The organism is Sinorhizobium sp. FG01 (assembly GCF_002531875.1).
Lineage (GTDB): Bacteria > Pseudomonadota > Alphaproteobacteria > Rhizobiales > Rhizobiaceae > Sinorhizobium > Sinorhizobium fredii_C.
Genome location: NZ_NWTB01000019.1, coordinates 30,559 through 43,102 on the forward strand (window position 1 = coordinate 30,559; position 12,544 = coordinate 43,102).

13 protein-coding genes are annotated in these 12,544 nt (G+C 61.1%); 11 read left to right on the forward strand and 2 right to left on the reverse strand.

Annotation, left to right across the window (positions count from 1 at the left end; genetic code table 11):
• Nucleotides 1-114: 114 nt before the first annotated feature.
• Nucleotides 115-1,341, reverse strand: a complete 1,227-nt coding sequence (gene chrA / locus CO656_RS25150) for a chromate efflux transporter (protein WP_097527554.1) — start codon at nt 1,339-1,341, stop codon at nt 115-117.
• Between the two features lie 150 nt (nt 1,342-1,491).
• A complete protein-coding gene (gene hemN / locus CO656_RS25155; RefSeq protein ID WP_234819602.1) occupies nt 1,492-2,931 on the reverse strand; it encodes an oxygen-independent coproporphyrinogen III oxidase in 1,440 nt (479 codons plus the stop codon).
• A gap of 561 nt (nt 2,932-3,492) precedes the next feature.
• Here hemN and CO656_RS25160 point away from each other — a divergent pair.
• From CO656_RS25160 to hypB, 11 genes are all read left to right on the forward strand, one after another.
• Complete coding sequence (locus CO656_RS25160; RefSeq protein WP_097527555.1) at nt 3,493-4,599, forward strand: hydrogenase small subunit; 1,107 nt, start codon at nt 3,493-3,495, stop codon at nt 4,597-4,599.
• A complete protein-coding gene (locus CO656_RS25165) occupies nt 4,596-6,386 on the forward strand; it encodes a nickel-dependent hydrogenase large subunit (RefSeq protein ID WP_097527556.1) in 1,791 nt (596 codons plus the stop codon). Before CO656_RS25160 ends, CO656_RS25165 begins: the two co-directional genes overlap by 4 nt.
• A 12-nt stretch (nt 6,387-6,398) precedes the next feature.
• Nucleotides 6,399-7,094 carry a Ni/Fe-hydrogenase, b-type cytochrome subunit gene (gene cybH / locus CO656_RS25170; protein WP_097527557.1) on the forward strand — a complete coding sequence of 232 codons (696 nt, stop codon included), beginning with the start codon at nt 6,399-6,401 and terminating at the stop codon, nt 7,092-7,094.
• A 4-nt stretch (nt 7,095-7,098) separates the two neighbouring features.
• Nucleotides 7,099-7,704 carry a HyaD/HybD family hydrogenase maturation endopeptidase gene (locus CO656_RS25175; RefSeq protein WP_176536684.1) on the forward strand — a complete coding sequence of 202 codons (606 nt, stop codon included), beginning with the start codon at nt 7,099-7,101 and terminating at the stop codon, nt 7,702-7,704.
• Between the two features lie 297 nt (nt 7,705-8,001).
• Nucleotides 8,002-8,298 carry a HypC/HybG/HupF family hydrogenase formation chaperone gene (locus tag CO656_RS25180; protein ID WP_028004120.1) on the forward strand — a complete coding sequence of 99 codons (297 nt, stop codon included), beginning with the start codon at nt 8,002-8,004 and terminating at the stop codon, nt 8,296-8,298.
• 128 nt (nt 8,299-8,426) lie between these two features.
• A complete protein-coding gene (locus CO656_RS25185; protein WP_097527558.1) occupies nt 8,427-8,867 on the forward strand; it encodes a hydrogenase accessory protein in 441 nt (146 codons plus the stop codon).
• Nucleotides 8,864-9,700 carry a hydrogenase expression/formation protein gene (locus CO656_RS25190; RefSeq protein ID WP_097527559.1) on the forward strand — a complete coding sequence of 279 codons (837 nt, stop codon included), beginning with the start codon at nt 8,864-8,866 and terminating at the stop codon, nt 9,698-9,700. The genes CO656_RS25185 and CO656_RS25190 overlap by 4 nt, the downstream gene beginning before the upstream one ends.
• Nucleotides 9,697-10,224, forward strand: a complete 528-nt coding sequence (gene hybE / locus CO656_RS25195) for a [NiFe]-hydrogenase assembly chaperone HybE (RefSeq protein WP_097527560.1) — start codon at nt 9,697-9,699, stop codon at nt 10,222-10,224. The genes CO656_RS25190 and hybE overlap by 4 nt, the downstream gene beginning before the upstream one ends.
• Nucleotides 10,221-11,333, forward strand: a complete 1,113-nt coding sequence (locus CO656_RS25200) for a nickel-dependent hydrogenase large subunit (protein ID WP_097527561.1) — start codon at nt 10,221-10,223, stop codon at nt 11,331-11,333. Before hybE ends, CO656_RS25200 begins: the two co-directional genes overlap by 4 nt.
• Nucleotides 11,326-11,667: a hydrogenase maturation nickel metallochaperone HypA gene (gene hypA, locus CO656_RS25205; protein WP_097527562.1), complete on the forward strand. Its 342-nt coding sequence runs from the start codon at nt 11,326-11,328 to the stop codon at nt 11,665-11,667. The genes CO656_RS25200 and hypA overlap by 8 nt, the downstream gene beginning before the upstream one ends.
• Complete coding sequence (gene hypB, locus CO656_RS25210; RefSeq protein WP_097527563.1) at nt 11,667-12,542, forward strand: hydrogenase nickel incorporation protein HypB; 876 nt, start codon at nt 11,667-11,669, stop codon at nt 12,540-12,542. The genes hypA and hypB overlap by 1 nt, the downstream gene beginning before the upstream one ends.
• The last annotated feature ends 2 nt before the right edge of the window (nt 12,543-12,544 follow it).

The window sequence follows — 12,544 nt, forward strand, 5'->3', positions numbered from 1 at the left end:
CGAACCTCCTCCATATCCCCACGAGCGAAGCTCGAGCGTTGGCACTCTGCTGACATCGTTGATGCGTTCACCCGTCAGGCGAAGATTTTGCCCGCCGCGATTCTAAAGTGGAGGTCAGGCGAAGCCTATCAGCACGCCGCCGACGGCTGAGACGACCACCACGATCCAGGGCGGGGACTTCCAGGACATGAGAAGGACAAAGCAAATCAGAGCGAGCGCCAACTCGTGCGGGCCAACGATCGCGCTGGTCCAAACGGGCTGGTAGAGCGCGGCTCCGAGGACGCCCACGACCGCCGCGTTGGCCCCGCGCATCAGCGCCTGCGCCGCAGGCCTCGTGCGAAATGCATCCCAGAACGGAATGGTGCCGATCAGCAGCAGAAAGCCGGGCAGGAAGATCGCGATAACCCCGATGCCGGCTCCGATCAGGCCGTTGGGCTCGGGGCCAAGCGCCGCACCGAGGTAGGCGGCAAAGGTGAACAGCGGCCCCGGCACCGCCTGTGCCGCGCCGTATCCGGCGAGGAACTGGTCGGCCATCACCCAACCGGGCTGCACGACCTCCGCCTGCAGGAGCGGCAGGACGACGTGCCCTCCGCCGAAGACAAGCGCGCCGGCGCGGTAGAAGGCGCCGAAGACTGCCAAGCCTTGCGACGAAGTTGTCGCGGCCGCAATCGGCAAGCCGAAGAGCATGCCGAAGAACAGGACGAGCGCGATCCAGCCGACGGAATGCGATACCGGAAAGCTGACATGCCCGGTGATTGCCTCACCCTTTCTCCGGCATAACAACAGCCCGGCGACACCGCCGACGACAATGGCCGCGAGCTGACCGACGGAGCCGGGAACGAGAACGACGATCAGCACGGCGGCGAGCGCGATGCTCGCGCGTTCCCTGTCCGGGCACAGCTTACTGGCCATGCCCCAAACCGCCTGCGCGACAATGGCGACGGCGACAACCTTCAGTCCGTGGATGACGCCGGAGCCGAGAGGCCCGCCGAAGGAGGCCGCCCCGAACGCGAAGAGGACGAGCAGGATCGCCGAAGGCAGCGTGAAGGCGGCCCAGGCTGCCGCTGCTCCCAGCGGGCCGCCGCGAAGGAGGCCGAGCGCGAATCCTGTCTGGCTGGAGGCGGGGCCGGGGAGAAATTGGCAGAGCGCCACGAGGTCCGCGTACCCCTTTTCGTCAATCCAGCGCCGCCGGACGACCAGTTCGTCACGAAAGTAGCCGAGGTGCGCGATCGGACCGCCAAAGGAGGTCAGTCCGAGCTTCAGAAAGGTCGCAAAGACCTCGCCGGCGCTGCCCCTCCGGTGATCCGTACGTTGGGCCGCCTTGGTAGCAGTGTCATTCATGGACCGTTCTTCTCTCGTGCTTCTCCGCTTCCATTGCGAGTGTCGCAGCGGGATTGGCAGCTAAGCCAAAGCCCTTCTTTATCCTTGAAATACAAAACTCTGAAGAAGGAGCAAGTGTATAGCTCATCAGCACGACGCGGCCCCACGGCGCTAGTACCGGGAGCGGTCGAGATAAGCGTCGAATGCGGCAGCGACAGATCTAAGCACAAAGCCATGCTCCTGCCGCACGCTGACGAAACCATTGTCAATATCTACGATCCCGTCCTCGACCAACGGAGTCAGACGCTCGGCTCGATCCAGAAGGGGGATCGGATCAAATCCGTGAGCTGCGCAGACTGCGGGCACGTCCACCTCTAAATTGCACATGAGCCGTTCGATGATATCGGCTCGCACGCGATCTTCGACGCTGAGTCGGTAGCCACGCGCTGTCGCCAAGTGGCCAGCTGCGATGCGTCGGCTATACGAACTCTGTGAGATCTCGTTCTGGACATATCCTTTGCCGAGACGACCAATGGCCGACGGGCCGAAGCCGATCAGGGTTTGGCATGTGTCGGCCGAGTAGCCCAAGGAATTGCGCCGCAGACGACCGGCCCTTTGCGCGAGCTCGTCATCCGGCAAGGCGAAATGGTCGAGCCCGATCTGGCGATACCCCGCGGCAATCAGCGTATCGGCAATGGCCGCTGCCTGTTCAGCGCGGGCAGCAACGTCGGGCAGTGCTGTCTCAGCGATCAGGCGCTGATTCTTTCTATAAGAAGGAACGTGCCCGTAACCGAATACCGCAAGCCGGTCGGGGCGCATGTCGACCGCTGTCGTTGCGCTCTGGACACAGGACTGCACTGTTTGATGCGGGAGACCGTACATGAGATCGAAATTGATGCGACTTACTTTATGCCGGCGCAAGTTTTCGACGGCAGCCGCCACTATTGCCTCACACTGGACCCGATTGATTTTCGTTTGAACAGTTAGATCGAAGCTCTGCACGCCGAGGCTCGCGCGGGTCACCTCGGCAACTTCCAAAGCTTCGGCCATTTCCGGCGTGAAAGTGCGAGGATCGATCTCGATAGCAACGGTAGCCGCTTTCTCAAAGGCGAAGCGGCGGCGCAGAATCTGCATTAGGGCGAGAAACTCAGCGGGCGGCATGATGGTTGGCGTTCCACCGCCGAAATGCACGTCGCTTACCGGTAGCGCCTGCGGCGCTTGCTCCGCAACCAAACGGATTTCCTCACTTAACACCGAAAGGTACTCGACAATCGAGGCCTGCCTACGAGTAATTCGCGTAGGGAATCCGCAATACCAGCACATTGACCGACAAAATGGAATGTGGAGATAGAGCGACACCGCCTCGTCAGCTGGCAGCCCCTTCAGCCATTCCTCGCAATCCTCCGCGGCGACCGCCGGGGAAAATTCCGACACTGTCGGATAGATCGTGTACCATGGCAGGCGCGCATCATAATGCTTTGTATGCAGGGAAGTTGGCGGCGCGATGGTTTGTTTCCAGTCGGACCGCGAGGATGTCCAGATCCCACGCGTCTTCTTCCGTTGGATCGAATGCGATTCCGCCGTCCGGATGCTTTCATCAAGGTCAGCCATTGGTTCCCGCCACTGAATGCCAGTCGTCAGTGCCTGTCGCGTCAATAAGGGTTTCAAAACTCATGCCGACTCCGGTGCGGCATCGGGAGAGGAAGATTTTCCGAGACTTATCAGGTGTAATCTTCGACTAAATAAAAACGACAAAACAAACTCGTGTCGCGCATTCGACAAACACGACAGTATCGTGCGCAATCGCCTTCATCTTGCGTGAATGGCGACTAGCCCCTCGACAGTGGGCTTACACAGCCGACGGGTGACGGCGCGGCGGAAAGCATAATTTCCGGTTCGCTCGGAACAATGTTGAGGAAGATCGCTCGAAGGGCTTGAAGACGGGCCCACTTGATAGATTACTCAATCGATGCTCCGCCATACTCTCGCATGCCGATTGAGGACGACGATCACCCATCGTTGGCACGCCACCCCTTCGTTTTCTCCTCTGAACAAAGCCTTGACGAAGACGTGGTCGGCCAACGGGAACCGGTCCGCTTCTTGCACGATGCCCCTGTGACAAAGCGGTTGCCAATCGGGACGTGGTTTAGAACGGATTGCTGGAGGAGCACGATGGCAACTGCTGAGACATTCTACGATGTCATTCGCCGCCAGGGAATCACCCGACGCAGCTTCACCAAGTTCTGCAGTCTGACGGCCGCGAGCCTTGGCTTCGGTCCGGGTGCGGCGACCGCCATGGCCGAGGCGCTTCAGACCAAGGAACGTGTGCCTGTCATCTGGATGCATGGGCTCGAATGCACCTGCTGTTCGGAGAGCTTCATCCGTTCGGCCCATCCTTTGGTAAAGGATGTCGTGCTGTCGATGATCTCGCTCGACTACGATGAAATGATTATGGCCGCTGCCGGCCATCAGGCCGAAGCCATTCTCGAGGAAACCAGGGCGAAATATAAGGGCAAGTACATCCTAGCCGTCGAGGGCAACCCGCCGCTCAACGAGGACGGCATGTACTGCATCACCGGTGGCCGGCCTTTCGTCGACAAGCTGAGGTGGATGGCAGAGGATGCGATGGCGGTCATCGCCTGGGGCTCCTGTGCCGCCTGGGGCTGCGTACAGGCGGCTAAGCCGAATCCGACCCGGGCAACGCCGGTTGACAAAGTGATCCACGGCAAGCCGATCATCAAAGTTCCGGGCTGCCCCCCGATTGCCGAGGTGATGACCGGCGTGGTCACCTTCATCATCACTTTCGACAAGCTGCCCGAGCTCGACCGTCAGGGGCGGCCGAAGATGTTCTATTCGCAGCGGATTCACGACAAGTGCTATCGCCGCCCGCACTTCGACGCCGGCCAGTTCGTCGAGCAGTGGGACGACGAGGGCGCGCGCAAGGGCTATTGTCTCTATAAGACGGGCTGCAAGGGCCCGACGACCTACAACGCCTGTTCCACAGTGCGTTGGAACAGCGGCGTTTCATTCCCGATCCAGTCGGGCCACGGTTGCATCGGCTGTTCCGAAGAAAGCTTCTGGGATCAGGGCAGCTTCTATGACCGGCTGACCAACTTTGAACAGTTCGGCATCGAGGCCGATGCCGACAAGATCGGCTTGACCGCGGCTGGCGTCGTCGGTGGCGCGATCGCCGCGCATGCCGCTGTGACCGTCATTAAGCGCGTAACCACGAAGCGCGGAAGGACCAAAGCATCGCACGGGCAGGAAACACCGCCATGACGATCGATACTCCGACAGGCTACACGCTGGACAATTCCGGCAAACGCATCGTCGTCGATCCCGTCACCCGCATCGAGGGCCATATGCGGATCGAGGTCAATGTCGATGAGAACAATGTCATTCGCAACGCCGTGTCAACCGGAACCATGTGGCGGGGCATCGAGGTGATCCTCAAGAATCGCGATCCGAGAGACGCCTGGGCCTTCACGGAGCGCATCTGTGGCGTCTGCACCGGCACGCATGCCTTGACCTCGGTGCGAGCAGTGGAAAACGCGCTCGGCATCACGATTCCCGAAAACGCCAATTCCATCCGCAACCTCATGCAGCTTGCCTTGCTGGTTCATGACCACGTCGTGCACTTCTATCACCTGCACGCGCTTGACTGGGTTGACGTGATCTCGTCGCTGTCGGCCGATCCGAGGGCGACCTCGGCGCTGGCACAGTCGGTATCCGACTGGCCGCTTTCCTCGCCCGGTTATTTCAAGGACGTCCAGGCACGGCTCAAGAAATTCATCGAGTCGGGCCAGCCCGGTCCGTTCAAGAATGGCTATTGGGGCAATGCCTCCTACAAGCTGCCGCCCGAGGCAAACCTGATGGTGTTGACGCACTATCTGGAGGCGCTCGATTTCCAGAAGGAGATCGTCAAGATCCACGCGATCTTCGGTGGGAAAAACCCGCATCCGAACTGGCTGGTCGGGGGCGTGCCATGTCCGATCAATATCGACGGAACCGGCGGTGTCGGCGCTATCAACATGGAACGGCTGAACATGGTCGGGTCCGTCATCGATCAGCTGATCGAGTTCAACGACAAAGTCTACATTCCCGACATCATGGCGATCGGGACCTTCTACAAGGACTGGCTCTATGGCGGCGGTCTCTCCGGCAAAAATGTGCTCGCCTATGGCGACGTGCCGGAGCATGCCAACGACTATTCGGAAGCGAACCTAAAGCTGCCGCGGGGCGCGATTATCAACGGCAAACTCGCGGAAGTGCATCCCGTCGACCATGCCGATCCCGAGCAGATCCAGGAATTCGTGACACACTCCTGGTACAGATATCCCGACGAGACCAAGGGCCTGCATCCCTGGGACGGCGTCACCGAGCCTCATTACGAGCTCGGGCCAAACGCCAAGGGCAGCAAGACCAATATTGAACAGCTCGACGAGAACGCGAAATATTCCTGGATCAAGGCGCCACGCTGGCGGGGTCATGCCATGGAGGTCGGGCCGCTGGCGCGTTGGGTCCTCGGCTACGCCCAGGACAAGGCCGAGTTCAAGGAGCCGGTCGATAAGGTCCTCAAGGATCTCGGCCTGCCGTTATCGGCGCTCTACTCGACGTTCGGCCGCACCGCCGCCCGCGCCCTTGAATCTACCTGGGCCGGCCACCAGATGCGCCACTTTCACAACAAGCTGATCGCCAGCATCAGAAGCGGCGATTCCTACACTGCCCATGTCGACAAGTGGAAGCCGGAGACGTGGCCCAGGGTGGTCAAGGGCGTCGGCTTTACGGAGGCGCCGCGCGGTGCGCTCGCGCACTGGATCAAGATCAAGGACGGGAGAATCGATAACTACCAGTGCGTCGTTCCCACGACGTGGAACGGCAGTCCACGTGATCCCGCTGGAGACATCGGCGCCTTCGAGGCGGCGCTTATGGATATGCCGATGTCCGACCCTGCTCAGCCACTTGAAATCCTGAGAACCATCCATTCCTTCGATCCCTGCCTGGCATGCTCGACCCATATCATGGGCCCGAACGGGCAGGAAAGGACGAGGGTTCAGATCCGGTAAGGAGGTTTGCTGATGGCTCTCCATGAAAAAAAGGAAGTCGGGCGCCTGAGCGTCCATGTTTACGATGCACCGGTGCGCATCTGGCATTGGGTCAATGCCTCCTCGATCATGATCCTCGCTCTGACCGGCTACCTCATCGCCTCGCCGCTGACGTCCGTGTCCGGGGAGGCGAGCGCCAACTATCTGATGGGCCGTATCCGCTTCATCCACTTCGCGGCGGCACAGATCCTCACAGTGCTCCTGATCCTGCGGGTCTATTGGGTCTTTGTGGGTGGCGTGCATGCCCGGCAAATCTTCTACATACCCATCTGGAGCGACCGCTTCTGGAAGGAGTGGTCGCATGAAGTTCGCTGGTACATGTTCATGGCACCCCAGCCAAGGAAGTATCTAGGCCACAATCCGTTGGCGCGGTTCACCATGTTCCTCATGTTCACCATGCCGCTGTTCTTCATGGTGATCACCGGCTTTGCGCTCTACAGCGACGGTGCGGGCCGAGACAGTTGGGAATATATGCTTTTTGGCTGGGTATTCTCGATCTGGCCGAATAGTCAGGATATCCACACCAACCATCATCTCGGAATGTGGGTCATTCTCATTTTTGCGATCGTCCACATTTATGTAGCGGTCCGCGAGGACATCATGAGTTCGCAAAGCATCATCTCGTCGATGATCTCGGGCGAGCGGCTGTCCAAGGACATGGAGGACTAGACGGTTGCTCCATCATCAAACCCCCATTCGCGCCGCGCCCCGCATTCTCGTGCTCGGAATCGGCAATATTCTCTGGGCCGACGAAGGATTTGGCGTGCGTGCGGTCGAAGCCTTCCACAGGGCCTATGAAGTGCCTGCCAACGTCACCGTCCTCGACGGCGGCACGCAGGGCCTCTACCTGGTGCAGTTCGTCAACGAGCACGACCGGCTCATCGTCTTCGACGCGATCGACTACGGCCTCGCACCGGGGACGATGAAGGTGGTCGAGGACGATGAAGTGCCGAAGTTCACCAGTGCCAAGAAAATGAGTCTGCACCAGACCGGCTTCCAGGAAGTGCTGAGCGCGGCAGATCTCATGGGACAATACCCCGAGCGCCTGACCCTGATCGGTTGCCAGCCGCTTGATCTTGAAAACTGGGGCGGTTCGTTGACAGCTCCGGTCAAGGCCGTCATTCCGGCGGCCGTCGACACCGCCTTCCGGACACTGCGGGACTGGGGCGTCGCCGTTGCCGCGAGGCCTGAAGGGGCAGTGGTTCCGCCGCTTCTCGAAAACGATATCGACATGGAAAACTATGAGCGCCGTGCCGAACGGGTGGCGTCGAACTGGTGAGAAGAGTCCTAAAAACCTCTTCCATGGCTATGCACATGGCGCCAAGCTGCCGGAAAGGACGCGTGGGCGATATGGCAGGCTCCACTGCCGCCATAATTTATCCTGCGTCCCCTCGGCATCGAGCTGGGTTTATCGGGTTCCCCAACGGCAGGTCGCCGCCGCAGACGGCCATCGCCTGTGCGGACGCGGTTCTGCTCGCCTGCGCATCTCACAAGCTGGCGCTATTGGGCTTCGTACGGCAGCGCTGTTCCCGCGCCTGCGGATTCTGCAGCATCGGAAAGGTAGAGGAGGAGCACCATGTGCATAGCGATTCCCATGCGGATCGTCACTGCCAATGAGTTCGTCGCGCAGTGCGAGCGTCATGGCGCAATAGCTACAATCTCCCTCTTGCTTGTCGGCCCACAGCCGACCGGAACCCACCTCCTCACTCATCTCGGCTCCGCCATTCGCGTGCTCGACGCCGATGAGGCCCGCGCGATCGACGACGCGCTCGCCGGCCTCGTTGAAGCCAGCGAAGGCCGGGCCTTCGAACCGCTCTTTGCCGATCTTATTTCCCGCGAGCCCGAATTGCCGCCGCATCTTCGCACCGAGTGAAAGCAACATGTCCAGACTGCCGATGGTGGTTTTCCCCTTCCAGATCACCGCAGCTCGATTTCTTCAGTTTGGCACGGCGCTTGCAAACTACCCCGGAACGTTCGGAGTGCTGATTTGTGGAGGAGACGATGCCATCTATCTTGGTCCGCCCCGCGAGGGAGCGGGCGCTATCCGTCATCGATGAGACGAATATCGATGCGTGTGTCGTACGATCGAAGGGCGAACCCGACAACCCCGCGCTGGTCTTCACCGGTACTCCCGCGCAGCGGCTAGAGGTCGAAGGAGTCGCGGTCGTTCGTCCCCATCTACCGCAGGTCTTTTGCGGCCAGCGCGGTGCTGTGGTCTGCCGAACGGCCAATGGCAAGCTCAAGGGCCGCTTGAACGTGGTTGAGCCGAGCTTGGCCGCTATCGGACGTGAGCGAACGGCAGGCGTGGTCGGCAAGGCCAGCGACCGGTCGGTGAACGTCGAGAAATTCGGCGCCCGGTTTTCTTCCGTCGTGTCAATCAAGGTGCGCACCGGCGGGCCGAACCTCGCGATCACCCGTGCCGCCAAGGCGATCGTGCGATGAAGCCTGGTTTCTGGGCCGCCCCAAAGGGTGAGGCAAGCGTGATCACCTTTGACGCCGAACCTCTCCACGCTCGCAGGCTCAATTTGCTCTCGACCAATAGGGCAGATGAGCTGATCCGCCGATGTTGGAGGACGGCGCTGCTCCTGCCGGCGCTCGCGGATGCGCTGGCGGTTTATAAGTCCGACCGGCCGAGCCGGATGTTCGACATCACCGACTATCCAGAGGACGACAGAGAGCTGATCACCCAGATCCTCGGCGAGGGCGAGGTTGCCGGTGTCGCTGTGCTGGAGAACGGCATCATCGCCCAGGTGCAGGAGGCTGTCATGGCCGGCGTCTGGCGGATCCGCTTCACCGTCGGTGACGGTCGGATCGTTGCCGACTATATCGAGGTGGGCAGCATTCCCGCTGCTGTCAGGCTGGCCTGTTCCCGACTACCGGCATCGATCAGCCACGGCGCTGCGCCGGCTGGCGCCATGAATGTCATGCCCTTGCTCACCGAAATCGGTGATCGGATCACCCGCCATCGCGACAGCGACCCAGCTCATGTCATCACCTTCTCGCTCTTCCCTATGAGTCCGCAAGACATGACCTTCCTGCAAGATTCACTAGGGGTTGGGCCGGTGCGGCTCACCTCTCGCGGATATAGAACTTGCCGAATTGTCGCGACCGGGGCTCGCAAGGTCTGGTCGGTGCAGTTCTATGACGTCATGGACACGATCATTCTCGATACGCTGGAGATCTGCGACATACCCTCGATCGCCATTGCCGCCGAGGAGGATTTCCAGGACTCAAGGATGCGGCTTCGGGAGATGGAGGAGGCCCACTTCAAATGAGCGGCTCCTCAGACAAGTGCGAGGCCGTATCCGGCACGGCGCTGGCGCTCGGCGAACGGGTTGTGGCCTGCTATCGACACATTCACGAAACCGCCATGACTGACGTGCCGATCTGCAATCCGGCGCTTAAGGTCGCGGCTACAGGCTTCCGGACCTATCGCGGCCGCGCCTTCGGCATTGTGACCACACCTTGGTTCATGAATCTGGTGGGCGTCGATCTGCCTGAAGGGACACCTGTCGCGCCTGCCGCCATTGGCACCATCGTTCGAATCGGCCTTCCTGCCGGGAGAGGCGAATTCATTGCCGGCGAGCTCCACGGGATCGGCCGGGTCGATTCCTGCGCGCTGCTCTCGCCGGTCTTCGAATTCGCCACGATGGAAGCGGCAATCGAAACGGCGGAGGAGGCCGCCCGTGCCCTCTTAGGTCCCGCTACGCCCGAGCCTGCGCGGGCACCAGCCGCGGTCTTCAACCGGCGGGAACTGTTGCGCGGGCGGTTCCTCAGGTGCGAGGAGGTGTCGAAATGACGTTTCTTCGCCGGCAGGGCACGATCAGTATTGCGGTGACGGTGTCAGGCGGAGTTGCATCTTCCGTCGCAGTGAAGACGAACCGGCCGCAAGGCCTAACCCGCATCTTCGTCGGCCGCCGGGCAGAGGAGGCGCCCACACTCGCACGGCAGCTGTTTTCGCTATGCGGCTTCTCGCAATCGGTCGCCTCAAGGCTCGCTGTCCTGAATGCGGCAGATCTGCCCATGGGTGAAGGGGAGCGCGTCGCGGCCGCCGCAGGTCTGCACGCCGAACGGATCTTCGAAACTCTGCGGGCGCTGATTCTCCATTGGCTGTCTCCATTGCCGAGCGAGCTTGCGAGGGTCGCCGGCAGATGTCTGCGACAGGCACAGGCTGCCTCACAGGAGATAATTGCGCAGGCGAGTAGCGGCAAGACGAACCCCCAACATCTCGCTTTGGCGGTCGCTCGCCTCTGCTCAGTGGCCAGGGCGATCGGAGTTTCCGACCCGGGCGACATGCCCTTGCCGGGCTCGGCCTGTGCAGCAATGCTGCAGGACATAGTCGACGATCGAGTTTTTGCTGACCGGCGGCTTGATGCGCTGACCGTCGAAGATGACCCGGAGGTCATCGCCCGCCTCCGTGATGAACCCGATTACACCAACCTGCCGGATCTTCCCGGCCGGGTTGTCGAGACGGGGGCCTACGCCCGCCGCCCCGCATGGGGAGCTGCCGCGGGCTCCCATCTCGTGCAGCGCTTCCTGGCCCGGATCAGCGATGTCAGCTACTGCCTCGGGCAATTGAAAACTCTCGCCGGCGCAGGCGAAGCTGACTGGGCAACTCTCGCCTGCGGCGCACCGACGCCGGGCGCGGGCGGCTATGGAGCCGTGGAATGTGCACGCGGCCGGCTTTATCATCAGGCAGAGATAGCCGACAACGGCAGGCTCTCGGCCTATCGAATCCTTGCCCCGACCGCATGGAACTTTCATCCGGCCGGCCCTTTCGTCGAAACACTTCTGTGGTCGCGGATCGGCTCAGACGATTGCGCCCCCCGCTCCGTCTCCCGGCTCGCCGTTCTGTTCGACCCTTGCGTCGCTTTCGATGTCGGCCTCCATGAGGCCGACGATGCATGAGATGTCGCTGATGGAAAGCGTGATTGAGATTGTGTGCGAGACCGCGCGGCTGAATGGCGCAAGACAGGTCCAGTCAATCCGTCTCGATGTCGGCGTGCTGAGCCACGTCGATCCTGACGCGTTGCTCTTCTGTTACGAAGCGGTGCGGCACGGCACGCTCGCTGGACGGGCGAAGCTCGAGATCAATCGCATCGCCGGCGAGGGCTGGTGCCTCGATTGCGGCAAGAAAGTAGCTTTGCAGAAGCGATTCGGTCCCTGCCCCGGCTGCGGGCGGCATCGAATCCAGATAACCGCAGGCGACGAAATGAAGATCAGGGACATGGAGGTGATTTGATGTGCACGGTATGCGGTTGTGGAGCCTCACCCGTCGAAAGCTGCAATCACGAGGCGGGCAGCCATGGCCATAGCAAGGGCGAAGGGCTCGACCGTGACCATCATCACCATCACGGCCATGACCGTCATGCTCACGATCATCTCCACCGCGATGGCGCCCGTAATCACCGCAGCGACGGCCTGGGCGGCGTGCATGTTCCCGGCATGAGCCAGGAACGGATCATCCAGGTCGAGAGGGAGATACTCTCCAAGAACGACGCTTATGCGGCCGAAAATCGGAGGTTTTTCGTAAACCAGGGGATTTTCGCGCTCAACTTTGTCTCCAGCCCGGGCTCGGGCAAGACCAGCCTGCTTGTGCAGGCGATCGGCGAGCTTAAGGATCGTATGACGATCAATGTCATCGAGGGCGATCAGCAGACTTCGAATGACGCGGCTCGCATTCGCGAGGCAGGCGCACGCGCGATCCAGATCAACACCGGCAAGGGCTGCCATCTCGACGCCCATATGGTCGGTCATGCGGTCGAGGACCTTGCGCCTGAGCCGGGCTCTGCGCTCTTCATCGAGAATGTTGGCAATCTTGTCTGTCCCGCCGCTTTCGATCTCGGCGAGGCTTACAAGATCGTGGTGCTCTCGGTCACCGAGGGCGAGGACAAGCCGCTCAAATATCCCGACATGTTCGCCGCCGCCGACCTGATGATCCTCAACAAGGCGGACCTGCTGCCCTATCTGGATTTCAACATCGAGCTTTGCATCACCAACGCGCTCTGCGTGAATCCGCGGCTGCACAGCCTGATTGTCTCCGCGCGCTCGGGCGAGGGGATGGAAGCCTTCTATGGCTGGCTCGAAGCGTCCGCTGCGCGCTCGAGGGTGGTGTGAAC

What these genes read in the sequence shown, in the direction of transcription:
- hemN (WP_234819602.1), bottom strand. Translation starts at nt 2,931, where the DNA reads ATGGCTGACCTTGATGAAAGCATCCGGACGGCGGAATCGCATTCGATC.
- CO656_RS25190 (WP_097527559.1), top strand. Translation starts at nt 8,864, where the DNA reads ATGAAGCCTGGTTTCTGGGCCGCCCCAAAGGGTGAGGCAAGCGTGATC.
- CO656_RS25180 (WP_028004120.1), top strand. Translation starts at nt 8,002, where the DNA reads ATGTGCATAGCGATTCCCATGCGGATCGTCACTGCCAATGAGTTCGTC.
- chrA (WP_097527554.1), bottom strand. Translation starts at nt 1,341, where the DNA reads ATGAATGACACTGCTACCAAGGCGGCCCAACGTACGGATCACCGGAGG.
- CO656_RS25200 (WP_097527561.1), top strand. Translation starts at nt 10,221, where the DNA reads ATGACGTTTCTTCGCCGGCAGGGCACGATCAGTATTGCGGTGACGGTG.
- CO656_RS25160 (WP_097527555.1), top strand. Translation starts at nt 3,493, where the DNA reads ATGGCAACTGCTGAGACATTCTACGATGTCATTCGCCGCCAGGGAATC.
- cybH (WP_097527557.1), top strand. Translation starts at nt 6,399, where the DNA reads ATGGCTCTCCATGAAAAAAAGGAAGTCGGGCGCCTGAGCGTCCATGTT.
- CO656_RS25185 (WP_097527558.1), top strand. Translation starts at nt 8,427, where the DNA reads ATGCCATCTATCTTGGTCCGCCCCGCGAGGGAGCGGGCGCTATCCGTC.
- hybE (WP_097527560.1), top strand. Translation starts at nt 9,697, where the DNA reads ATGAGCGGCTCCTCAGACAAGTGCGAGGCCGTATCCGGCACGGCGCTG.
- hypB (WP_097527563.1), top strand. Translation starts at nt 11,667, where the DNA reads ATGTGCACGGTATGCGGTTGTGGAGCCTCACCCGTCGAAAGCTGCAAT.
- hypA (WP_097527562.1), top strand. Translation starts at nt 11,326, where the DNA reads ATGCATGAGATGTCGCTGATGGAAAGCGTGATTGAGATTGTGTGCGAG.
- CO656_RS25165 (WP_097527556.1), top strand. Translation starts at nt 4,596, where the DNA reads ATGACGATCGATACTCCGACAGGCTACACGCTGGACAATTCCGGCAAA.